Source organism: Planctomycetota bacterium (assembly GCA_026387035.1).
Taxonomy (GTDB): Bacteria; Planctomycetota; Phycisphaerae; order FEN-1346; family FEN-1346; genus JAPLMM01.
On the sequence record JAPLMM010000227.1, the window covers coordinates 17,920 to 38,563 of the forward strand.

Annotated in this window: 22 protein-coding genes; 15 read left to right on the top strand and 7 right to left on the bottom strand. The window is 66.2% G+C overall.

The window, feature by feature from the left end:
* Positions 1 to 182: 182 nt before the first annotated feature.
* Positions 183 to 488 (bottom strand): DUF4976 domain-containing protein, encoded by a 306-nt coding sequence (locus tag NTX40_08255; GenBank protein MCX5649070.1) that lies wholly within the window; start codon positions 486 to 488, stop codon positions 183 to 185.
* A gap of 68 nt (positions 489 to 556) precedes the next feature.
* Positions 557 to 1,957, bottom strand: coding sequence for a Gfo/Idh/MocA family oxidoreductase (locus tag NTX40_08260; protein ID MCX5649071.1), 1,401 nt, complete (start codon positions 1,955 to 1,957; stop codon positions 557 to 559).
* Positions 1,958 to 2,486: 529 nt separating this feature from the next.
* On the opposite strand from NTX40_08260, the gene NTX40_08265 reads away from it, so the two are divergent.
* From NTX40_08265 to NTX40_08315, 11 genes are all read left to right on the top strand, one after another.
* Positions 2,487 to 3,044: an SIS domain-containing protein gene (locus NTX40_08265; GenBank protein ID MCX5649072.1), complete on the top strand. Its 558-nt coding sequence runs from the start codon at positions 2,487 to 2,489 to the stop codon at positions 3,042 to 3,044.
* A complete protein-coding gene (locus NTX40_08270; protein ID MCX5649073.1) occupies positions 3,041 to 4,141 on the top strand; it encodes a phosphatidylserine decarboxylase family protein in 1,101 nt (366 codons plus the stop codon). Before NTX40_08265 ends, NTX40_08270 begins: the two co-directional genes overlap by 4 nt.
* Positions 4,138 to 5,022 (top strand): CDP-alcohol phosphatidyltransferase family protein, encoded by an 885-nt coding sequence (locus tag NTX40_08275; GenBank protein MCX5649074.1) that lies wholly within the window; start codon positions 4,138 to 4,140, stop codon positions 5,020 to 5,022. The genes NTX40_08270 and NTX40_08275 overlap by 4 nt, the downstream gene beginning before the upstream one ends.
* 175 nt (positions 5,023 to 5,197) lie before the next feature.
* Positions 5,198 to 5,962 (top strand): hypothetical protein, encoded by a 765-nt coding sequence (locus NTX40_08280; GenBank protein ID MCX5649075.1) that lies wholly within the window; start codon positions 5,198 to 5,200, stop codon positions 5,960 to 5,962.
* 30 nt (positions 5,963 to 5,992) lie between these two features.
* A complete protein-coding gene (gene hisS, locus NTX40_08285; protein MCX5649076.1) occupies positions 5,993 to 7,288 on the top strand; it encodes a histidine--tRNA ligase in 1,296 nt (431 codons plus the stop codon).
* 8 nt (positions 7,289 to 7,296) lie between these two features.
* Positions 7,297 to 7,851, top strand: coding sequence for an HYExAFE family protein (locus tag NTX40_08290; GenBank protein ID MCX5649077.1), 555 nt, complete (start codon positions 7,297 to 7,299; stop codon positions 7,849 to 7,851).
* A 13-nt stretch (positions 7,852 to 7,864) separates the two neighbouring features.
* Positions 7,865 to 8,080: a hypothetical protein gene (locus NTX40_08295; GenBank protein ID MCX5649078.1), complete on the top strand. Its 216-nt coding sequence runs from the start codon at positions 7,865 to 7,867 to the stop codon at positions 8,078 to 8,080.
* Positions 8,081 to 8,129: 49 nt separating this feature from the next.
* Positions 8,130 to 8,417, top strand: coding sequence for a hypothetical protein (locus NTX40_08300; GenBank protein ID MCX5649079.1), 288 nt, complete (start codon positions 8,130 to 8,132; stop codon positions 8,415 to 8,417).
* Between the two features lie 35 nt (positions 8,418 to 8,452).
* Entirely contained in the window at positions 8,453 to 8,758 is a 306-nt protein-coding gene (locus NTX40_08305) for a hypothetical protein (GenBank protein MCX5649080.1), read from the top strand.
* Positions 8,759 to 8,766: 8 nt separating this feature from the next.
* On the top strand, positions 8,767 to 9,804 hold the full coding sequence (gene bioB / locus NTX40_08310; GenBank protein ID MCX5649081.1) for a biotin synthase BioB: 1,038 nt from the start codon (positions 8,767 to 8,769) through the stop codon (positions 9,802 to 9,804).
* Between the two features lie 64 nt (positions 9,805 to 9,868).
* Positions 9,869 to 10,993, top strand: a complete 1,125-nt coding sequence (locus NTX40_08315; protein ID MCX5649082.1) for a beta-ketoacyl-[acyl-carrier-protein] synthase family protein — start codon at positions 9,869 to 9,871, stop codon at positions 10,991 to 10,993.
* A 185-nt stretch (positions 10,994 to 11,178) separates the two neighbouring features.
* Here the strand turns inward: NTX40_08315 and NTX40_08320 are convergent, their stop codons facing one another.
* From NTX40_08320 to NTX40_08340, 5 genes are all read right to left on the bottom strand, one after another.
* A complete protein-coding gene (locus NTX40_08320) occupies positions 11,179 to 12,339 on the bottom strand; it encodes a hypothetical protein (protein MCX5649083.1) in 1,161 nt (386 codons plus the stop codon).
* Entirely contained in the window at positions 12,336 to 14,477 is a 2,142-nt protein-coding gene (locus NTX40_08325; protein ID MCX5649084.1) for an ABC transporter permease, read from the bottom strand. Before NTX40_08325 ends, NTX40_08320 begins: the two co-directional genes overlap by 4 nt.
* Positions 14,478 to 14,586: 109 nt before the next feature.
* Positions 14,587 to 15,516 (bottom strand): ABC transporter ATP-binding protein, encoded by a 930-nt coding sequence (locus NTX40_08330; GenBank protein MCX5649085.1) that lies wholly within the window; start codon positions 15,514 to 15,516, stop codon positions 14,587 to 14,589.
* A 65-nt stretch (positions 15,517 to 15,581) separates the two neighbouring features.
* The gene (gene rpsU / locus NTX40_08335; GenBank protein MCX5649086.1) at positions 15,582 to 15,776 is read right to left on the bottom strand and encodes a 30S ribosomal protein S21; all 195 of its coding nucleotides are present in this window, start codon (positions 15,774 to 15,776) and stop codon (positions 15,582 to 15,584) included.
* Between the two features lie 597 nt (positions 15,777 to 16,373).
* A complete protein-coding gene (locus NTX40_08340; protein ID MCX5649087.1) occupies positions 16,374 to 16,928 on the bottom strand; it encodes an FHA domain-containing protein in 555 nt (184 codons plus the stop codon).
* Positions 16,929 to 17,526: 598 nt separating this feature from the next.
* On the opposite strand from NTX40_08340, the gene pilM reads away from it, so the two are divergent.
* Genes pilM through NTX40_08360 form a run of 4 tightly spaced genes read left to right on the top strand, consistent with a single transcriptional unit; the run spans position 17,527 to position 20,644 of the window.
* Positions 17,527 to 18,648 (top strand): pilus assembly protein PilM, encoded by a 1,122-nt coding sequence (gene pilM / locus NTX40_08345; GenBank protein MCX5649088.1) that lies wholly within the window; start codon positions 17,527 to 17,529, stop codon positions 18,646 to 18,648.
* 18 nt (positions 18,649 to 18,666) lie between these two features.
* Positions 18,667 to 19,398, top strand: a complete 732-nt coding sequence (locus NTX40_08350) for a PilN domain-containing protein (GenBank protein ID MCX5649089.1) — start codon at positions 18,667 to 18,669, stop codon at positions 19,396 to 19,398.
* A complete protein-coding gene (gene pilO / locus NTX40_08355; protein ID MCX5649090.1) occupies positions 19,395 to 19,922 on the top strand; it encodes a type 4a pilus biogenesis protein PilO in 528 nt (175 codons plus the stop codon). The genes NTX40_08350 and pilO overlap by 4 nt, the downstream gene beginning before the upstream one ends.
* A gap of 2 nt (positions 19,923 to 19,924) precedes the next feature.
* Positions 19,925 to 20,644 carry a hypothetical protein gene (locus NTX40_08360; GenBank protein ID MCX5649091.1) on the top strand — a complete coding sequence of 240 codons (720 nt, stop codon included), beginning with the start codon at positions 19,925 to 19,927 and terminating at the stop codon, positions 20,642 to 20,644.

Consider the following 20,644-nt stretch of genomic DNA (forward strand, 5'->3'; position numbering starts at 1 on the left):
CCTTTACGATCTTGTGGTTCCCAAACAGTAACGCTGCACTCAAACTGGAAACTCAACGATGAACAGACGATGGCCGGGTGTCCTGATCCGGCGATTTCCGTGCCATACGGTCCCCGCACAAGCGTCCTGCACGTTATCTCCGTGGCCCCACATTAGCCGCCGCGCCGGCCCGGCACGGGTTGCTACTTGGGGCGGGCGGACTGCCAGCCGCCGGGCAACAAGGCTTTCATTTCCTCGAGGACGCCGGCGGATTTGGGATCGTCGGCCAGGTTGTGCCACTCGTGCGGGTCGGCCTGGTGATCATACAATTCCACGCCGTCCCTGCCTTCATTCCATTCGGTGTAGCGATACCGCTCGTTCCGGGCACTTCGGCCCATCGCGCTCTTGCTGCTGATCCTGGTTGCCCGGCCGCCCTTTTGCCCGTGAATCACCTGCGTGAAGGCGCCCTTTTTCCACGGCCTGTCTGGGTCATCGAGCAGCGATGGCAACTTCGTCCCCCTCACGGCGGGGGCTAATAACGCCTGCCCGCGCACGGCCGTCGGTCTTCCGGACGCGCTTACAGCCACTTCTTCCGCTGCGGGAGGTTGATGAACCGGTCGGCCTCGGGCAGGCCCTTGGCCTTCAGGGCGACGCTGTCCCATTCGATGGGCTTACCCACGCGGAGGGCCACCATGCCGACCATCGCGATCTCGGCCACGCACGCGGCCACCGCGAACGGCTGGAACGTCGGCGGGCCGCCCTTGCAGGCGTCCAGCCATTCCTGCATGTGGCCCCTGGTGCGCGGCAGGGTGACGGGGACGGGCTTGGCGGCCTCGTGATCGTTAACGCCGCGGCACTTTTCCTCTCCCTTGAGTTTCATGACGCCGCCTTCGCCCCACGCGCTGGACAGGAGCAGGCCCTTCTCGCCGGCGAACAGGCAGCCGTTGCCCGGCACCTTCTTGTAGGTGGCCAGCAACTCCTTCGACAGTTCCTCGGGCGGGCCGCCTTGAGGGCCGTCGTGCCAGTAGACGCTGACGGCATCCATCTTCTCGCGTGCGGCAAAGTCCCAGCGGAACGTCGTGGCCGACGGGTAACTGTCCTTGAGCGGTTCGCCGGTGGGAATCTCGACCGAGGCCTTCTGGGCCGCCCCCAGTTTCAACGCCAGGTACGGCAGGTTCAGCCCGTGCGCGCCCATGTCGCCCAGGTGACCGTCGGCGAACTCCAACCACCGGCCCCACGCCAGGCACCCGCCCAGGTAGTACTTCTTGAACGGCAGGAGCGCCGAGGGTCCGCACCAGAAGTCCCAGTTGAGGCCTTCGGGAATCGGGTCGGCGTTGGTATCGATCGGCGCGCTGGGCGGAAAACTGCGGGTAATCCAGCAATGCACCTCGCGGATCTGGCCAAGGAGGCCCGCCTGCATGACTTCCATGCTGCGGCGGAAGGTGTCGCTCGAGCCGCCCTGTGTCCCCAGCAGCGTCATCAGTTTGGTCTGCCGGCCCAGTTCGCGGATCTCGCGGGTCTCGGCCACGCTGTGGGCCATCGGCTTCTCGCAGAACACGTGTTTGCCCGCCAGCATCGCCGCCTTGCTCATCGGCACGTGCCAGCGTTGGCCCACCGCAATCACCACCGCCTCCACCGACTTCTCGGTCTCCAGGAGTTTGCGGTAATCCTCGTAGACCTTGGCCTTGGCCATCGCCGCGCCGGCCTCGCCGTGCCTCTCGGTGGCCATCTTTTTTATCCGATCGATCTGCCGGGCGTCGACATCGCAGACCGCCACGATGTTCTCGTTGATGAACGAGGGCAGGATCTGCCCGCTCCGGCCGCCGCAGGCCAGCATCGCGATGTTCAGTTTTCTGCTGGGCGCCCCGGCCCCCAGCGCGCCCGACGGCAGGATGGTCGGCAGCGCCATGGCGCCGACGCCGGCCGCCCCGAGTCCCTTGAGGAACGAACGCCGAGTTGTCTTTGAATGGTGTTGCATGATCGCCTGCCCTCCTTCTGGTAACCGTTCACGGCCTTGTGGCCGGCCAGGCTCACGATGAGCCTGATCGGTAATATATACGCCCCCCCCGCACAATAGCAAGGAAAAAACCCAGAAAAGAAAGGTGGACGTGTGCCTGCCGACAGTCCGACGGGTCGGCCACGGCCGCCCTCGCGGACGGGTAAGTATTCCAAAGCCACCCGCACGCTTCCGCGAGTTCGACTATGGAACCGGACCCTGGGCAAGTCATCCGGCAGCAGGCCGAGGCAGCAGGCGCGCATCGCCGAGTTGGAGCAACGGGTCGCCCAACCGACGGCCCGGGCCCGAGGAACTGTCGGCCCAGGTGGCTCGCCTGAAGAAGAACTCGTCCAATTCCTCCAAACCGCCCTTCAGTCCCGGCGCGCCTGCCCCGCCTGCCCCGTTGGGGTTGGGGCCGGGATCAAGCCGCCCAAGCCGCCGGCCGGCAAGGGCTTCCTTTTGAGCAGCGAGAGCGGTATACTGGCCCGCGATCTTTGAAGCGGAAACCGCGATGCCGATACGGAACTCCATCACGCAGATTCTCGGCGAAATGAGCCGAATGCTCGGCCAGGTCCCTGTGGAGGGTCTGGAACGGTTGGCGGAGGAAGTGTTAAAGGCCGACCGGATTTACGTGGCGGGGGGCGGGCGGTCGGGCCTGATGGCCCGGGCATTTGCGATGCGTCTGATGCACCTGGGCCTGGTGACTTACGCGGTCGGCGAAACGACGACGCCGGGCATCCGGCGGGGGGATCTTCTGCTGGCGTGCTCGGCGAGCGGCGAGACGCACGTGACGGTGCTGGTGTCGCGGGTCGCCCAGGATGCGGGGGCGCGGGTGTTCGCCATCACGGCGATAGCGGATTCGCCGATGGCCCAACTGGCGGACGAGACGATCGTGATTCCGGCGCCGTCGAAGCGGTCGGACCGGTGGAGCGACCAATCGTCGCAGTACGCGGGATCGCTGTTTGAGCAGGCGCTGCTGGTGCTGCTCGATGCCGTCAGCGCGGAAATCGGTCGGCGTCTGGGGAAGCGGCCGCAGGACCTGGATTCTCGCCACGCGAACCTGGAGTGAGACGTCCGGTCGGCCTGCGCGGCGGACGCCGCGGATGGGACGACCGGATTGGAACGATGACGGATCGGACGGACAACACGGAGGCGATTGCGCCAGCCAACCGGCGATTTGCCGAGCAGCCCGCCGGGGCGTGGAAACGGCTGGGGCGGTGGTTTTCCCGCCTGGCGGGGCAGGGGCGGCGTCAGGTTCTGAGCCGGCTCAGGCCGGGGTACGTGAAGCGGGTGCGTGAGGCGCGGCGGGGGGAGTGCCGGTCATGCGGCGCGTGCTGCGACCTGACGTTTTATTGCCCGTTCCTGGACCCCGAGAAGACGCTGGAGCGGTGCACGCACTATGAGAAGCGGACGCGCACGTGCCGGGACTTCCCGATCGACTCGCTGGACCTGGTCCTCGCGCGGGTCCCGTGCGGTTACTGGTTCGAGGGGGGGGGCGAGAAGGCGCCGATGCGGATACCCCTGGCGCGGTACGGCATTCGCGAGATGGTGCTCTTTGGCGGGCTGGCGGCGGCGGGGGTGGTGCTGTCGGCGATTTACTTGTGGTATCTGACCCCGGCGTTTGCGGTTGGGTTGGGGTTTGTGCTCTTTTTCTTCCGCGATCCCGAGCGGCGAGTGCCCTCGACGCCGGGCGTTCTTCTCGCGCCGGCGGACGGGAAGGTGGTGGAGATCGGAGAGGTGGATGAACCGGAGTTTCTGGGGCAGCGTGCCTGGCGGATCGGCATTTTCATGTCGCCGCTGAACGTTCACGTGAACCGGGCGCCGTGCGACGGGGAAGTGGAGGCGGTGGCGCACCGTCCGGGGCGGTTCCTAGGCGCGTATAAGGAATCGGCGTCGAGCGAGAACGAGCGGACGAGCCTCGTGCTTCGCAACGCAGCCGGGGGGCGGACGCGGGTTCTGGTCCGGCAGATTGCGGGGGTGCTTGCGCGGCGGATCGTGTGCGACGTGGCCGTCGGCGACCGCGTGGAGCGTGGCCAGCGGTTCGGGATGGTGAAGTTCGGTTCGCGGGCGGAGGTGTATGTGCCGGCGGACAGCGGATTGGAGTGGTCGGTCCGGGTGGGCCAGCGGGTGCGAGGCGGGGAAACCGTTCTCGGGGTGTTTCGATGAAAGCGCGACCGATCGCCATTTTGCCGTCGCTCTGCACGCTGGGGAACGCGCTGTGCGGGTTTGCGGCGATCACGCTGACGATGAAGGCGCTGGGCAGCGCGGATGCAGAACACGCGATGGGACCGGCGAACGTCCGGCTGGCCGGGGCGTTCATCCTGCTGGCGATGGTGCTGGACGCGCTGGACGGTCGCCTGGCCCGAATTGCCCGTGCGACGAGCGAGTTCGGCGGCCAGTTGGACAGTGTGGCCGACGCGGTCAGTTTCGGCGTCGCCCCGGCGTTCCTGATGAGCCGGGTGGTCGTCGAGACGCTCAAGGGCACGGTCCCGGAAAGTTACGCCGGGTGGCTGTGGGTGATGTGGGTGTGCGCGGCGGTGTACCTGGGGTGTACGCTGATCCGGCTGGCACGGTTCAACGTGGAGAACGTGCACGACGAAGAGGCGCACATGAGTTTCAAGGGTCTTCCGTCGCCGGCGGCGGCGGGTGCGATTGTCTCGGTGGTGATCTTTCTGGCCACGTGCTGGCAGCATGGCACGTATCCCCAGGTGACGGTGGTGCTCTTGTGGTTCCTTCCGGTCCTCGCGGTCGCCCTGGCCGTTCTGATGGTGTCAAACGTCCGGTACGAGCACGCGCTGAACCACCTGATCCGAAGGCGACGGCCGATCAGCCATCTGGTGTTGGCGGTTCTCGGTCTGGCGGGGGCGGTGATTCTCGGTCTGGCGCTGGCGGCGCTTCTGTGGCACGTGGTCTTGCTGGTGGGGTTCGGGGGGTACGCGCTGAGCGGTCCGCTCGGGGGCCTGTACCGTCGCTGGAAGTATCGCGGCCAGGCGCTGCCGCCCGAGGCGGAGATGTCGGAGGACGAGTTTTCCTCCGAGGAAGAGTGAAAGGCGTCGGGTGCCCCTGAGAGCGGTGACGAACGCCTGAGTGCAATGGCCCGGGGTCCGCGGTCGGTCCGGATGGTCCAAGAACCTTGACAGGGTTGCGGGGCAGGTCTACCATCCGCCCAAGTGCAGGTCGGAGCGTGGAGCGGCTTTGCGCGACAGAAACGGGAGTCCGCGGTTGTCTCACCGAACGGCGCATGCGGCTATCTGCTGGCTCGCGGTCGGCCTGCCGGCCGCGGGCGTCTTCACGTCGGGATGTGCTCCGGCGCACGCGGTGCTGTGGGCGGACACGGCCCTGGCGAACGAGCGGTTCTCGGCCGCACGTCACCAATGGGCCTACGACGGCGAGCCGGTCCAGTTTGAACTCCAGGTGACGCCCGGAGGGGCGAACTATATCGTGTTCGGCAAGGGCGACGAGGCCTCGGTCGTGGACATGGAGGAGGGGAGGGGGCAATACCGCTGGACGCTGGTTTTTCAGGCGGGGCACGAGCCGCAGGGCTACGAAATCTATGCCGTCCCGTTTCTGATCCGTGACGAGAGGGACTGGGTTTACGACCGGACCGAGAAGAAGTGGTATTTCTATCCGCCGAGGGGTGATCGGAGCGACGTGCAGACGGCGCCGGAACAGGTGATGCGGATCACGTGCTACCGGCGGGCGATTTCGACGACGTTCAAGGCCCGTGGCGGTCGTCCGCGTCGAGTGACGATGACGCTCGTCAAAGGCGTGGGGGAGCGTGTGGCGATTGCGGAGCAGCGGCCGGGCGCGTCGCCAGAGGGGCGCGGGTTCCTGCTGCTGGGTCCGAACGAGAAGGGCGAGTGCGGCGTGAGTTATTCGCCGCTCTACAATGAAGTGAGCCGGGCCGGGACGACCCAGGTGGAAGTCGTCGTCGAGCATGGGGACGGGTCGCTGGAGCGGATGGTTGAGAAGATCGACACCCCGTAGCGCGGGTGGCGCGAAAGACAGGGGCAAGGCGTGAAGATCCAGGCGGTCAGGGGAACTCGGGATTTCTACCCGGAGGAGATGGCGCTCCGGGAGTGGCTGTTCGCGCGGTGGCGAGCAGCGAGCCGGCGGGCGGGGTTCGTCGAGGTGGACGGCCCGGTCCTGGAACCGCTGGACCTGTACACGGAGAAGAGCGGTCCGGAGATTGCGGAGCAGTTGTACTGTCTGGAGGACAAGGGCGGGCGTCGGCTGGCGCTCAGGCCGGAGTTTACGCCGACGCTGGCGCGGATGATTGCGGCGCGGCAGGCGTCGCTGCGGATCCCCATCCGCTGGTTCAACATTTCGCGGTGCTTCCGCTACGAGCGGGCTCAGAAGGGCCGCCTGCGCGAGTTCTTCCAGTGGAACGTGGACCTGGTGGGCGTCGAGGGGGAGGTTGCGGACGCCGAGTGCATTGCCGTGGCCGCCGACGCGCTGCGGGAGATGGGCCTCGGGCCCCAGGACGTGGAGTTCCGGATAAGCGACCGGCGGCTCCTCGCGGCGCTGGTGCAGCATCTGGGGATCGCCGAGGCGAAGGTGCCTCAGGTCTTCCAGATCCTCGACAAGCGCGACAAGGTGCCGGCGGCGGCGATCCAGGGGATGCTGGAGGAGGCGGGCCTGGAGTCGCGCCAGCGAGAGGCGCTGGAGCGCGTCCTGGGGTGGCGGAGTCTGGAGGACATCAACGCGCGGGAGCGCGCGACGCCCGAAGTGGGTCAGGCCCTGGAGTCGCTCGAGCGCCTTTTTGCGCTGCTTGCCGCCTACGGCATCCGCGACTGGTGCCGGTTCGACATCGGGACCGTGCGCGGCCTGGCTTATTACACCGGGCCGGTGTGGGAGGTCCACGACCGCAAGGGCGAACTGCGGGCGATCTTCGGCGGGGGCCGATACGACCGGCTCCTGGCCGATGTGGGCGCGAAGACGATGCCGGCGTGCGGGTTCGGGTGTGGGGACGTGATCCTCGGACTCCTGCTACACGATCGCGGACTGGGACCCGAGTTGGGGAATGAGGCGCAGTACTATATCGCGACGTGGAACCGAAACTGGGAAAGAGTGTTTACCGTCGTGAGCCACCTTCGCCAGAAGGGCAGGGCTGTCCTGCCGGATTGCCTGGGGGGCACCATTCTCCGGCAGGAGAAAAGGGCGATAGAGTCCGGCGCGCGGTTCATCGTGACCGTTGACGACAAGGACCTTGACTGGCCCTTGGTTCGAGTGAGAGACCTGCGCCCAGCGGATGGCGGCGGGCCCACGAGCGTGGCGAAAGACTATCACGCTCTTGGCGGCGAGCCCCAATAGGCCGGCCCATGGCCAACCGGAAGGTCATTTACGAGGCCTGCTTCGAGGATTACCTTCGGACGGCCGGCGTTCCTTACGTGGCGGTGGACGAGGCGAAGAAGGCGCTGTTCGCGGGGGTTCGGCTGAAGAGTTTCGACTTTGTGGTGTACAGCGCGAACGGGGCGAACCTCCTGGTGGACGTGAAGGGCCGGCGATTTCCGTACGAGCGTGCCGGCAGCCGCCCTTCGACAGACTCAGGGCGGTCCCGAGCAGGGCCGAGGGGCCGCCGCCGGTTGGAAAACTGGACGACGCGGGAGGACCTCGAGAGCCTGGCCCAGTGGGAAGAAGTTTTCGGGTCGGGGTTTGCAGGTTTGCTGGCGTTCTGTTATCATCTGATGCGGCCGGAAGCGGCGGAGGCGTTTGAAGTGGTGCACCTGTTTCGGGGCGAATACTACGCCTTGATGGGCGTCTATCGGGGCGCGTACGCGGATGCGGCACGGCCGCGGAGCCGCGCGTGGGACACGGTTTCTGTTCCGACGCGGACATTCCGGGAATTGGTGCGTCCGATCCGAGCGTTCTTTTGAGAGGAGGGCGGCCATGAAGGACCCGCCAAAGGGATGGCGCTGGACGGTGCGGGCGGGCGCGTTTGCGGCGGCGGTGTTCCTGGCCGCGGGCTTGGCCTTGGCGCTCGGCGCCTGGAAAGTGCCTGAGGAGACCCTGCCGCAACCCTCCTACGCGATTCCGAACATCGTGGCGGTCGTGATGTGTCTGAGCGTGCTGGCGATTCCGTGCAAACGTTTCAAACGAACTTAGTGCTGCGTTTTGGCTGTAGCCCGGTGGCCAACAAGAAAGGAGAGAGAACATGGACGGGAAGACGTGGGCAATTGCGGGGCTCGTCGTGGTGGCGCTCGTGTTGGGCGGCATCGTGTCGAGCGGCTTGCGGCAGGAGCGGATGGCGTACGGCCAGGGCGGGGTGTATTCGGCATACCTGGTGGTGACGGCGGAGGTCCGCGACGATAACGTGGACTTCGCCATACTGGACACGGCCACGCGCCGCCTGATTTTCTACGCGTACGGCCAGGCGGACAAGAAACTGAAGATCGACGGCGGGGCGGATCTGGCCCGCGATTTCCAGCACAGGGGACCCTGAAGGCCTCCGGCCTTTCGCAACAGATGAGGTGCGACATGAAAACAAAAGACCTGATTCTGGTAGCCTTGGTGTGTGTGAACGCGACGCTGGCCGCCCTGGCCCTTGGGCTGTACCTGGGAAGGGCGGAACCGTCGGCCCTTGCGTCGACAGCGTCGCACGCGGGCGACTACACGATGGCCAGTGGTGCCATTTCCTCGAGCCGCGAGGCCATTCTCATTGTTGACACGGTTGCCAAGCGGGCCAACCTGTATGCCCCCAAGGTAGGGACGACGGCGGCGGGGCCCGGCTGGGAACTGTTGGATACGCGGAACCTGGCGGCGGACTTTGCCGCAGGCGGGTGAGCGGCCGCATGGCACCTCCGACGGACATCATGGCGACGCCGGTCGCGGAGCCCTGCGCGCGCCGCGTCCTACGGGGCGAGGCGATCGGGCGGGCGGACGCGCTGGCGCTGCTTCGGGAAGCCGAGCGCAATCCGTGGCCGTTGCTCTTCGCCGCCGGTCACGTCCGCGAGCATTTCCGTGGGCGGCGCGTCCATCTGTGCAGCATAGCGCCGGTGAAAATCGGGCGATGCAGCGAGGATTGCCACTGGTGCTCGCAGAGCGGGCACTGGAAAACCCCTGTGGAGCCGCGCGGTCTGCTGGCCGTCGAAGACCTCGTGCGGATGGCGCAGGCGGCGGCGGCGTGGGGCGCGACGAGTTTCGGCCTCGTAACGAGCGGCGCCCGCCTTTCGGAGAAGGAACTGTCGCAGGTCGAGAAAGCGGCGCGGGCCATTCGCGCGGAGTCGCGGCTGGAGGTCTGCGGGAGTTTCGGATCGCTGAGCCGCGAACAGGCGGATCGGCTGCTGGCCGCGGGCTTCCGGCGATACAACCATAATCTGGAGACGTCGGCGCGGCACTTTCCGCGCGTCTGCTCGACACACACGTACGGGTCGCGGGTGGAGTCGGCGCGGGCGGCGCTGGAGGCGGGCCTCGAGTTGTGCTCGGGCGGCATCTTCGGGGTCGGGGAATCGGACGAGGACCGGGTGGACCTGGCCCTGGCGATTCGCGACCTCGGCGCCCGCGTGGTGCCGCTGAACTTTCTGCACCCGATCCCGGGCACGCCGCTCCAGGACGCGGCGCCGCTGGCGCCGCTGAAGATCCTTTCGATTGTGGCGATGTTCCGGCTTGTCCTGCCGGATCGGACGATCAAACTGGCGGGCGGCCGGGAGAAAAACCTGAGGGGTCTGCAGAGCCTGATGTTTCAGGCCGGCGCGGATGCGTGCTTGATCGGCAACTACCTGACCACCGCGGGCCGGCCGGCCGAAGAAGACCTGGAGATGATCCGGGACCTGGGGCTCGAGCCGGCGGGGGCAGGGGACGGAGCCGCCGGCGCCTCTCCCAATGCGTGACATGCCGCCAGCAGCCATCACCGGGGTTGGCCTCGTTTTGCCGCAGGGCGCAGGTCTTGAAGCGGTGGAACCCGTTTTTCGAGGCGAAAGCGCCATCGCGTACCTTTCCGGTTTTCCCGGTCTGGAGGGAGCCACTGCCGCCGCCCTTGCGGATTTCGTCCCGCCGCGCGGGACGGAAGACGCCGACCGGGCCGTCCAGTTTGCGGTCCGAGCGGCGGACGAGGCGTGGGCGCATTCGGGTCTCGGGGCGAGCGGCGTCGATCCGCGGCGTGTGGCGGTGCTCGTCGCCCTCAGCAAGGGAGGGGTGTTCGCGCTCAGCGAGGCCGCCGCTTGCCCGGACGGCCGAGACGCGTGGGCACGGGGCGCGCCGGACGCGGCGGCCCGAGCCGTGGCAGCCCGGTTCGGCCTGACGGGTGGAATGGCGGCGCCCGTGACGGCGTGCGCGTCGGGCGGGCATGCGATTGTGTGGGGCATGCGGCTGATTGGGCGGGGAGTGGTGGATGCGGTGATTGTGGGAGCGGCGGAGGCGTCGATTCATCCGCTCGTCATCGGATCTTATATGCGGATGGGCGTTCTGGCGGACGCGCGCGGGGATCCGGCATCCTCGGTACGGCCGTTTTCGCTGACGCGGCGGGGATTTGCCATCGGCGAGGGCGCGGGGGTGCTCATCCTGGAGTCGGAGGCGTTGGCGGCGCGGCGGGGTGCGGACGTCGTGGCGCGGGTGACGGGATGGGCGGCCGGCGCGCATGCTGCGAGCCTGACCGCAGTGGAGGCGAGCGGCGAGACCCTCGCCGCTCTGATGCGTGAGGCGATGAGACGGGCCGGCATCCGCCCGGGCGAAGTCGACTATGTCCACGCGCATGGGACGGCGACGGCGACCAACGACCTGGCGGAAGCGCGGGCGATTCGGTGCGCCCTGGGCAAGGCGAGCGGCCGAGTGAGCGTGTCCTCGACGAAAGGGTCTCACGGGCATCTGTTGGGCGCGGCGACGGCGGTGGAGGTGGCCGTGACGGCGCTGGCGATTCGGCGCGGCGAGGTGCCTGCGACGGCGAACCTGACGGATCCGGATCCGGCCATCGGGCTGGATTGCACAGCGCTTCAGCCGAGACGGCGGTCGATTGTGCATGCGATTAAGATATCCAGCGGATTCGGCGGGCAATCGCTGGCGCTCTGCCTGGGGGCGGCGTAATTCTACAACGCTATCTCAACGCAGAGATCGCAGAGGCCGCAGAGGGAGGATTGAGCAACAACGGCAAGGCAATTTTCGCCAGCGGTTCACAAAGCATGTTGTTTGCCGTTCCCCTATCTTTGCCGTTCTCTGCGTTCTCGGCGCTCTCTGCGTTGAAGAACACATCGTAGTAGTACTAAGGGGGCTCAGACGTTCAGGTCGGGGCGCTGAAAGCGGGGGAACAGTTCCGGCAGGTTCTCGTAGGTCAATTGGGCGCGGAATTCGCGGAGTTGGCGGGCGTTGGCATCGGCCTCCGCGTAAAACCTTTGATAGACGGCGCTGAGCATGCTTGGGATGCCCTCCCGTTCGAAGCGGACGGCGTGGTCCTGCCATTCGCGGCACGCCCAGGTCCAGGCGGCGACGGCCTCGTCGAGTTTTCTGAGGCCGTCGAGAAACTTTGCGCGGGCGGCGTCATCATCGCCGGCCCGGCGCGCGTCGAGGGATTGGCGGAGCGCGTCGTGAGCGTCCTGCGTGAGTTCCGTGGCGTAGTAGGAAACGTTGTGGCACGCCTGGCTGTAGATCACGGCTGTGGAGAGGGCCCCGCGCAAGGTGCCGTAGCGGTCGTTGGCTTTGCGAGCGCGGTCGTACCACTCGTAGGCGATGAGGAAGGTGCTGCGGCCGTCATCCTGCCTGACGCGCGGTCGGTAGTAGGGGGCTTCCTCGGAACGGCCGAGTTTTTCGGAATAGACGCGGCCGAGAGCGGCCATAATTTCGGCGTTGCGGGGGTTCTTCCGGTTGCCTTCCTGAAGGAACTCGACGGCGCGGCGAATCCACTGGTATTTGCGGTCGAGCGAGTGCCACTGGGCGCTGAGGTTCCAAGCGAGGTTCCATCCGAGATCGGACCACACTTCGGCGTACTCGCTCTGAAGGGCGGCGATCTTGGTGTAACGGTCAATGAGGTCGAAATGGAGGTTGGCTTGCTTCTCCTGCTCGGCCTGGACCCAGAGCCAGACAACGTAGGGCCCGCGGAACCCGCCGAGGATGAGCGTGACGGCCTGGGCGGGGAGGTCGGCCAGTTCCAAGGGGGGGGCGCCGGGGACGATGCGCACGGAGGTTCCCGAGGCGGTAGCCATGCCGAACTGGGCGGCCTGTGCCAGGCGCCAGCCGGCCGATTCGTGGCGGCCGAGAAGATCCTGGCGTTTGCTCTCCACGTGGCGGCGGAGGGGATGCACGAGCCCGGCGAGGATCCCAAAGAGCACGAGGGCATAGAGGACAGTGATGCCGAGGTCGCGTGGTCGGCGGGCTGGCGGGGGCGGCGAGGATGCGCCGGGGGCATGGTGCATTTGAACCGGCCGCGGATCGCTCATCCAGCCACCTCCCGCGTTCTGAACAGATAGGCGCCGAGAAGGACCGTGACGAGGACGAACAGGGCGGCCCATCCGAGGGTCGTCGCCAGGGATGCCAGGGGCAGCACTTCTCCAAGGTTGACGCTCTCATCGGGGAGCAGGGACCGCAAGTTCGGGATGGGGGGGACGAAGAAGCCCGTGAGCCAGGTCCAGAGGGAGGATTCGCCTGCGCAGCATCCTGCGGAGGCGCGGGACTCCAGTTCGCGTGCCGCCTCGCCGATCGGAGTGGCGCCGAGAATGAACTGGCGCGACATGCAGACGATGAAGAGGGTGATGGCGGCGAAGATGCTGACGAACCAGGAGAAGCGGGTGCTTAAGAAGACGCCCGCGGCGGCGAGGACGGTGCCGAAGAACCAGACCTCGAGCGTGGCCTTCGCGAAGTTCAGGGCGAAGGGGCCCCCGTCGAGCCGCAGACGCACGCTCTCGGGCAAAAGACCGAGCGAGTCCTCGTTGGTCAGGCATTCGAGGCGGGCTTCCAGCGGTCCGCCGTTCCAGAAGTCTCGGTCGAGGTACAGAAGCGACGAATGGTGCATTTCAGGGGTGAAAGAGATGGTAACGGATTCATCCGCCCCGGGCTTCAGGAAGGTGATTCGGGCCGTGGTTTCCAGGGTGGTTGGACTCCAGGCGGTCAGGGTGAAGTCCACCTCCACAGGGGTGTCGCCGATGCCTAAAATCTCGCGGGGGACATCCTTGAAGCGGAAGACAGCCATCTGGCGGGGTTCCGCGGCTCGGCCGCCGATCCATTGTCTGCGTTGGAAGGATTCGGAGACGAGTTCCGACTCGTCCGGTCCGGGGACCGTTTCGCCGGCGGGACCGACCAGGCGAACGGCGGCAGGCCTGACGCCGACGAGATGGCCGGGGCCGCGGCAGCGCAGTTCGAGCCGAAGGTCGCCCCGGGCCGGGAGCCGAAGGACGTCCCCCGCTGTTTCCGATTCGGAGAAAACGAGGGGAAGCGTTAGAGTCCTGGAGCCCGCGATTTCGAGATCCAGGGTGTATCGAGCCGCCTCGGTATCGGGTACGGCTTCGGCCCCCTGGCCGCCGCCGAGCGTCAGGGGAACGACCTGGAGGGTGATGGGCGTCGGCCGGTCGGGCGCTTCCGGGGGCGCGCGGACCTCGAGGTCCAGAACAAGTTGGGCCTGCCACGGGGGAAGGCGAAAGTCGGGGATGCGAGCGATCGATTCGCGCAGGTTCTCCTCCGTCAGATCTGCGGGGAGCCGGGCGAAAGTCTCGGCGGCGGTTCCCATGGAAGCGGCGAGGCGGCGATAGAACTCTTCAGCCGGGGCAGGGGGGGTGCCCTGGGCGAGTTGCCTGGAGTAATTCTCCCAGAAACGTGCCGCGCGGTCCCAGGCGTCGGCTGCGTCGCGCAGTTTCTGCATGCCGACGCCGAACGCCTCGCGGGCGGTTACCTCGTCGCCGGTCTCCCGTGCCTGAAGGTTGAGGCGAAAGGCGCCGCGCGCGGCCTCGGCGGTCTGGGCGGCGACCTGGAAGGCGCCGTACAAGACGATCCACGAGCGCAGCGGTGTTGCGGCGAGGTTCCATCGCAGGCGGGTGCCGCTGTCGCCCAGAATCCACCGGACGTTGCTGTCGGGCGCCGTACCAGCCGGATGCTGAATCTCAATGTCGGGCCCGCTGTCGGGCCGGCGGTAGCGGTAGGTCAGAAGCGGACCGCGCCGAACCACGGCCTCAAGGGCGTTGAGGTCGGCTTCGTAACGGGCGCGAGGGAGGACTTCTTTGCGCCGCTGTTCCGCGAGGGCCTGGACGTCCGAGCCGCGAGCAACGAAGTAGGCGTAGGCCCCCCCCCAAACGATGCCGAGCATCGCCAGCAACAGAAGGGACATGCCCAACGTCTTACCGGCGACCAGTTCGAGGCGGCCTACGGGCTTGGTGATAAGGGTGTAGGCGACGCGCGTTTCGACCTCGGCGGGAATGGAATAGGTGGCAAAGAAAACCCCGACGACGACCGCCAAGGCGGTCATGATGAACAAGGCCGTGCCGACCGCCGCGGGGATGGTCTCAAAGACGGGGTCGAAACGCGGCGAGTACCAGTCCACGGCGATGAAGACGAGGATGGCCAGGGGGGCCATGATCCAGAGGTGCATCCGCAACCCTTGGCGGAAAGTGAGGAGGGCGATGGCCCAGGTTCGCCGGAACGGCCAGGGGGAGCGCGACGACCCGGGCCGGCACGAATCGGGAGGTGTGGTCGTGTGGCTATTCATTCTCGCCGGCCCCGTGGGGCGGACGGTCCGCCTGGCGCCCGCCCGGCGAATGGGGTGCGGTGCGGCTCTCGGCCTCGGCGCGGACGACGCGCAGGAACAGATCTTCGAGGGTGGCGGTCGGGTGCTCGGCGGCGAGGACTTCGGCGCCCGCGGATCGGGCCGCGGCGACGATGGCCTCGGCCGCCTGGGGGGAAACGCCCTTGGCGCGGAGTTGGAAGACGTCCTTGATGAGGAGAAGGTCGCGGACGCGCCCGATTTTTCTGAGTTCGCCGCGCGCGAGGATGCCGATGCGATCGCACACGTCCTGGACGTCGGCCAGAAGGTGGGAGGACAGAAGAATCGTCCGGCCTTGCTCCTTGAGGCGCACGATGAGGTCCTTCATCTCGCGGGTGCCCATGGGGTCGAGACCCGTCGTCGGTTCGTCGAGGAGCAAGAGTTCCGGATCGTTGACGAGCGCCTGGGCGAGGCCGATGCGCCGGCTCATGCCCTTGGAATACTCTTTGAGTTGGCGGAGGCTCGCGCGGTGATCCAGCCCGACCAGGTCGAGGAGTTCGGCGGTGCGTCGGCGGCGCTGGCGCCGACCGAGGCCGAACAGGCGCCCGTAGAAGTCCACCGTCTCCTCGCCGGTGAGAAACCGGTGGAGGTAGGACTCTTCGGGCAGGTAGCCGATCCGCTGGTTGACGGCAGGGGTTCCGGGCGTGTGGCCGAGGACCCTGGCCCTGCCGGCGGTAGGGAAAATCAGCCCCAAAAGCAGTTTGATGGTGGTGCTCTTGCCGGAGCCGTTGGGCCCCAGCAGGCCGAAGACCTCGCCCGGCTCAAGGGCAAGATCGAGCCCGACGAGGGCATGAACCTTTTGGCGTCCCCAGAAGTCCTTGTAGACCTTGGTGAGGCCTTCGGTAACCACAGGCTGGGGCTTCACCATGCTGCCTCTCAGACTCGCACGCCCAGCCCCCCCTGCTCGGCTTTGCAGGCCACAGGGGAGGGGGGTTAGCGAGGCTCGATATCTTTGCGCAGGGCTTGCCGAACGGCCTTGCGCATCTGGCGCCGCCGGCGCTCGCTCGGCTTCTCGTAGTAACTGTTGCGCTTGATCTCTTTGGTGAGACCCTCTTTTTCGCACAACTTTTTGAAGCGTTTGAGCATCTGCTCGACGCTTTCGTTGCCTCTCGCACGAATTCTCAGCATAGGGTTTTTTACACCTCCTCTCCGCGGATATCAAGATTGACAGCGGCATGATACCCAGGACGCGCGCCGTTGGCAAGAACCTTTTCGTCCGAGCCTTTCGGTCGGCAGGGCCGGAGGCGAAGGATCCGCAACGCAAGAAGCGAATCGCGAGGCGACCGCACAAAATGGGGCGGCCGCAACAGGGCCACGCAACAGCAAGCCGCCTCCGTGATTTCGCAACGCCGGTTCGCCTGGACGCAAACCTTGTGCGGGGACGCCTGTGAGAAGCCTCGTGCGGGCAAGGCCCCTGTGAACCGTCCGCGAAAACTGCTTGGAAACCGGCCCAGACGACGGAATGCGGGGAAGGTCCGATAATATATGTTATGTTGCGCTGGGTGCCGTTCCACTCGTGGTGGCTTGGGCTGGGGCCGTCCGCCCTCGGGTTGGGATTCAGTCTGTACGCGGCGTTGTGCAGAACGAGGAGCATGTGCGGGCCGAGATGTTGTTGCGGACTCGGCGTGCAATGGTTGGTTTGCGCGGCGAACCGGTTGGCGGGTGAACCGTGAAAAACTGGCTTCTGTGGAGGCGCGTGACGGGCGCAGAGAGGCCAGACAATCGTCACTCTTCGGTTTTCAGGAGGTCGTCGTCGGAGATCTGGAGGACGTCGGCGTCCTTTTTCGTATTTTTGGGTTTCGAGGGACCTGGTTGCTTTCCGCCGGCCAAGCGTTCGAGGGTGGAGGCGATGTCTTCAGGGCCCCGTCGGCGCTGCACGGGCGGCAGCTTGGGTGCGGCAGGCTTGGAAGGTCGAGCCGCGGGTGCTACAGGCTTAGCGCTGCTCTTGGCGGGCTGTTGGGCGGGCGGCGAGGACGGTCGTTTGCGGACGCCGTTGATCTCGACGATGAACGTGAGGGGTCCGACCTGGACCTGGTCGCCGGGCTGAAGGGCTTGCTCCTGGATCTTCTGGCGGTTGACGAAGGTGCCGTTGGCGCTGCCGTTGTCGCGGATGACGAGTCGGTCTTGGTCGTTAGCGATTTCGCAGTGATGGCGCGAGACGCGTGTGGAAGCGATGATAAGGTCGCTGTCCTCGGCGCGGCCGACCTTGAGGATGCCTGCGGGCACGTCAACGGTCTTGCCCTTGGGGTTGCCTTTGGTGAGATGGAGTTTGACGTCCATGCAATGGTCTCCTATAGCGAATCTCGATCCGACTTGCGGGGAGAGTAACAGAAGCCGGGGGGCGAATCAACGGAAAATCAGGGCGTGCGCGCGGAATCCCGGCGCGCCGGGACCCGGCCCTCGCGAGGACGTAAAAGGTCGGTCTTGCAATCTGCGGGCGGCAAAGCGAAGGCGCGGAATCCCGGCGCGCCGGGACACGGTCGGGAGGGCTGCAAATCAGTAAAGCACGAGGGGGTATCGTGCCGATAGTAACGTCTGAAAGGGCCTTCAAAGGCCGTTTCCGCAGCCTCGGCATGGCCCACCGCGAACTGGCGTCTGCCAGAAGGCCCCCCGAGGCGAGGGAAAATCGGCCCGAATTCGGCGGTGACGTACATTCCCCTACGGCCCACGAGAAGTGGGTCCCCTACCCCACAGGCGCTGCGTGCGATTGTAACGCCTTATCTGAAGCCATGTTATGAGAAGAGCATTCTGTTTCGGCGGCTTGCGTGACGGGTGGAAGTACTGTCGTTTGACAGGACCGTGCCGCCGGTTAATCTGACTCATATGGGCTGGCCCCGTGCGGCACGCAGGGTTTTAGCCGGGTAGGAAGGGGAATGGCATGGCGCTTCGCAAGCGGGTCCTGCTGCCCATTGGGATCCACCTGAACCTGGAATCGGTCCACATGGTGCAGGTGGAACAGGCAGAGGGCTCGTTGACGCTTGTTTCGAAGGCGAGCATGGTGTTTCCGCCTCTTGAGGGGGGGGTCGGCGCCGGGAACGGGGGGTGGACCGAGGCCGCGAAGGCTTCCGCGGAGGTCAGGGAAAACCGGTACCGGCAAGCGTGCGATTTTGTGCGGCAGCGGTGTTCGGCGGACGGTTTTCGGGGCAACCAGGCGGTGATCAGTGTACCGGCGGAACAGTTGGTCATCCAGCAGGTGCGGATGGCGCCGATGCAGCCGGAGGAACTGATCGGTGCCCTGCCCTGGGAACTGCAGGGGAAGTTGCCCTTCGATCCGAAGCAGGCGGTGGTTCGGCACATCGTGGCGGGCACGGTTTCGGAAGACAACCAGACGAAGCAGGACGTGATCGCTCTGGCCGTGCCGCGCGACGCGGTTGAGAAACACATCCGCGCGGTGGAGAAGTTGGGCCTGGAAATTGTAGGCGTGGGCGTGGAGCCCTGCGCGATGTGCTACCCGTACATTTTTGCTGCGAGCCACGCCGAGGCAAGCCCGGAGGGCCCCGGTTCGCTGGTGCTGGTGCATATCGGCGCGCTGGCAACATACGTTGCGATCGCGCGGGGAGAAGAAATGCGGTTCGTCAAAGGCGTCACGCAGGGCGTGGAGGGCGTGGTTCGGGCGGTTGCAGAGGCTCGCAAAACAAGCGTGGAGCAGGCGCGGGCCACGATGTCGGGTTGGTGCACGGGGACTGGAGGCGGCGGATTGAGCGCCGAAGCGGTGGAAGTCTACAACCAGATTTCCAAGTACCTGGGGCGCTTCGTCGACGAGATCGAGTCGTGCATCCGCTATTACAGTTCGCTGGCACGCGGGGCGGGCATTGATCGGATCGTTTTCCTTGGCCCGGGCGCGCGGGACCGTGCGCTCGTGCAGGTTATCGGGTCGCACCTGAGCGTTCCGTGTGAGGTCGGGGCGCCCCTGCGGGCGGCCAGCCAGTCGGAGGCGGACGGCGAAGCGGAGCCGGAGTTGGCCGTCGCCTTGGGACTGAGTCTCTTCGGGGCACAATAGAACAAGGCGAGACCCATCATGCAGGTGATGAATTTCCTGCCGAGGGATTTCACAGAACGGCGCGGCCGGCGCCGGGCGAACCTCCTGTGTCTCGGATTGGCCGGGGTCGCGCTGTTGGCCCTCGCAGGGGTGTGTGCCCTGTACGTGATACGTGTGTTCGGCGCGTCCAGCCTGCGGGCCGTCGTCGAACAGCAATACCGGAAGGCTGGCCGGCAGATCGAGCAGTTGAAAAAGTTGGAAGACCGGAAAGCAGGCCTCGTGCGGAAGGTGGAATTGAGTGCGGACTTGCTGGAGCGAGTTCCGCGGAGCCACATTCTGGCCCGGCTGACCAATGCCCTGCCCTCGGATACGAGCCTGCAGGTGCTGGTCATGTCGAGCGTGGAAGTCGAGGTGCCGGCGCCGAAACCCACGACGACGAAGGATGGCGAGGCATCCACCGCGGCCTCGAAAGGCAGCAAGTTGAAGCGTCCGGAGAAGATCCGGAGGCGGGAGATCCAGTTCCGCCTGGACGGTCTGGCCGTGACGGACGTGCAGGTGGCGGAGTACATTGCGAGGCTGGCCGCGGACCCGCTGTTTGAGGAAGTGAACCTGAAGTTCAGCGAGGAGTTTCCGTACGAGCCCGGGGTCACGATGAGGCGGTTTGAGTTGACCTTCCGGCTGAGCCTCGAGGCGCAGAAACTGCTGGCTTCGGGCGACGAGGCCAAAGCGGCGCTGCCGACAGCGGCGTCGCCTCCGAGGAGTAAATCATGAAGGGTTCGACGCGCATTCTGCTGACGCTGTTCGGCATCGTTGTGGTGACCGTGGCGGTGGTGTTCGTGGTCGTCCGGCCTCTGGGGCAGCGCGCGGCGGCGGACCTGGAAGCCCTCCGGGAGCGGCGCGACCAATTGGTGAAACTGCAGCGTGTGGCGAGGCGGATCGACGACTTGCAGGAGGAGATTAAGCGGCTGGAGGACGCGCTGGCGTTCTTCGAGGACCGCTTGCCGCAGCAGCGCGAGATCGACGTGATTCTGCGGGAGGTGTGGGTGACGGCGGAGGCCAGGTCGCTGGCCGCCCGCAGCATTCGGACGCTGAAGGTGGAGACGGCGTCGCGATACAATGTGCAGCCGATCAGCCTGACGTTGGAAGGTCCATTCGCAGGCTTTTACGAGTTTCTGCTCTGCCTGGAGCAACTGCCGCGCATTACGAAGGTGCGGGAGATGCAGATTCAGAAATCGCCCACGGAACCGGGGGCGGTGTTGGTCGACATGGTCGTGGACATCTTTTTCGAGAACTGAGCATGGACGACGAAAAACCTCTAAATCAGTACCGGATGTCTGAAGCCGGGCTGGAGCCCCTGACGTCTGAGCATGACCGGGATCTCGGCAGCCGGCAGGCGAAATTCGGTCTGAAGGACACGAAAAAAGTGATCGTCCTCGTGTGCCTGGTGGTCGCAGGCGGCGGGGTGGTGGCGTTCCAGTTTCTGCGCGGGCGGAGCCCGGCCACGGCCGTCGCTTCCGTCACGTCGTCCTCGGCCGTCAGCCCGGGGGCTACGAGCGTCGGTGAAATTGACTCGGTCCTGCAGCGGCTGGCCACGACCTCGGCGGACCCGAAGCAGGGCGACGTGTCGGTCGTTCGCGTCGAGCAACTGGTCAAGGAATTCGACGGGTACATCCGGCAGCGTCAGGTGCCGCTCAGCCAACTCCACGCCAACCCGTTCCAGGTGACCTCGGCGAAAGTCGAGGCTAAGGCGGAAACCAACCAGAAAGAGGTAGCGGCGGCGGTGGCGGAAGAGGCGCGGCGCCGGCAGGTCTTGGAAGCGGGCGCCCGACTCACCCTGGGTTCGGTGTTGGTTTCGGGCGAGAAGCGTTTCGCCGTGATCAGCGGGAAGGTGTGCAGCGTCGGGGATGTGGTGTGCGGCTTCCAGGTCCGACAGATCGAACCTAACCGCGTGGTGCTGGCATGCGAGGGCGAGACGGTGACGCTGGCCCTTTTTGACGCCACCGGACCGAACAAGTAG

Coding starts and splice junctions, on each gene's coding strand:
- NTX40_08260 (MCX5649071.1), bottom strand. CDS start 1,957: ATGCAACACCATTCAAAGACAACTCGGCGTTCGTTCCTCAAGGGACTC.
- NTX40_08265 (MCX5649072.1), top strand. CDS start 2,487: ATGCCGATACGGAACTCCATCACGCAGATTCTCGGCGAAATGAGCCGA.
- NTX40_08275 (MCX5649074.1), top strand. CDS start 4,138: ATGAAAGCGCGACCGATCGCCATTTTGCCGTCGCTCTGCACGCTGGGG.
- NTX40_08290 (MCX5649077.1), top strand. CDS start 7,297: ATGGCCAACCGGAAGGTCATTTACGAGGCCTGCTTCGAGGATTACCTT.
- NTX40_08295 (MCX5649078.1), top strand. CDS start 7,865: ATGAAGGACCCGCCAAAGGGATGGCGCTGGACGGTGCGGGCGGGCGCG.
- NTX40_08300 (MCX5649079.1), top strand. CDS start 8,130: ATGGACGGGAAGACGTGGGCAATTGCGGGGCTCGTCGTGGTGGCGCTC.
- NTX40_08305 (MCX5649080.1), top strand. CDS start 8,453: ATGAAAACAAAAGACCTGATTCTGGTAGCCTTGGTGTGTGTGAACGCG.
- bioB (MCX5649081.1), top strand. CDS start 8,767: ATGGCACCTCCGACGGACATCATGGCGACGCCGGTCGCGGAGCCCTGC.
- NTX40_08320 (MCX5649083.1), bottom strand. CDS start 12,339: ATGAGCGATCCGCGGCCGGTTCAAATGCACCATGCCCCCGGCGCATCC.
- NTX40_08325 (MCX5649084.1), bottom strand. CDS start 14,477: ATGCACCTCTGGATCATGGCCCCCCTGGCCATCCTCGTCTTCATCGCC.
- NTX40_08330 (MCX5649085.1), bottom strand. CDS start 15,516: ATGGTGAAGCCCCAGCCTGTGGTTACCGAAGGCCTCACCAAGGTCTAC.
- rpsU (MCX5649086.1), bottom strand. CDS start 15,776: ATGCTGAGAATTCGTGCGAGAGGCAACGAAAGCGTCGAGCAGATGCTC.
- NTX40_08340 (MCX5649087.1), bottom strand. CDS start 16,928: ATGGACGTCAAACTCCATCTCACCAAAGGCAACCCCAAGGGCAAGACC.
- pilM (MCX5649088.1), top strand. CDS start 17,527: ATGGCGCTTCGCAAGCGGGTCCTGCTGCCCATTGGGATCCACCTGAAC.
- NTX40_08350 (MCX5649089.1), top strand. CDS start 18,667: ATGCAGGTGATGAATTTCCTGCCGAGGGATTTCACAGAACGGCGCGGC.
- pilO (MCX5649090.1), top strand. CDS start 19,395: ATGAAGGGTTCGACGCGCATTCTGCTGACGCTGTTCGGCATCGTTGTG.
- NTX40_08360 (MCX5649091.1), top strand. CDS start 19,925: ATGGACGACGAAAAACCTCTAAATCAGTACCGGATGTCTGAAGCCGGG.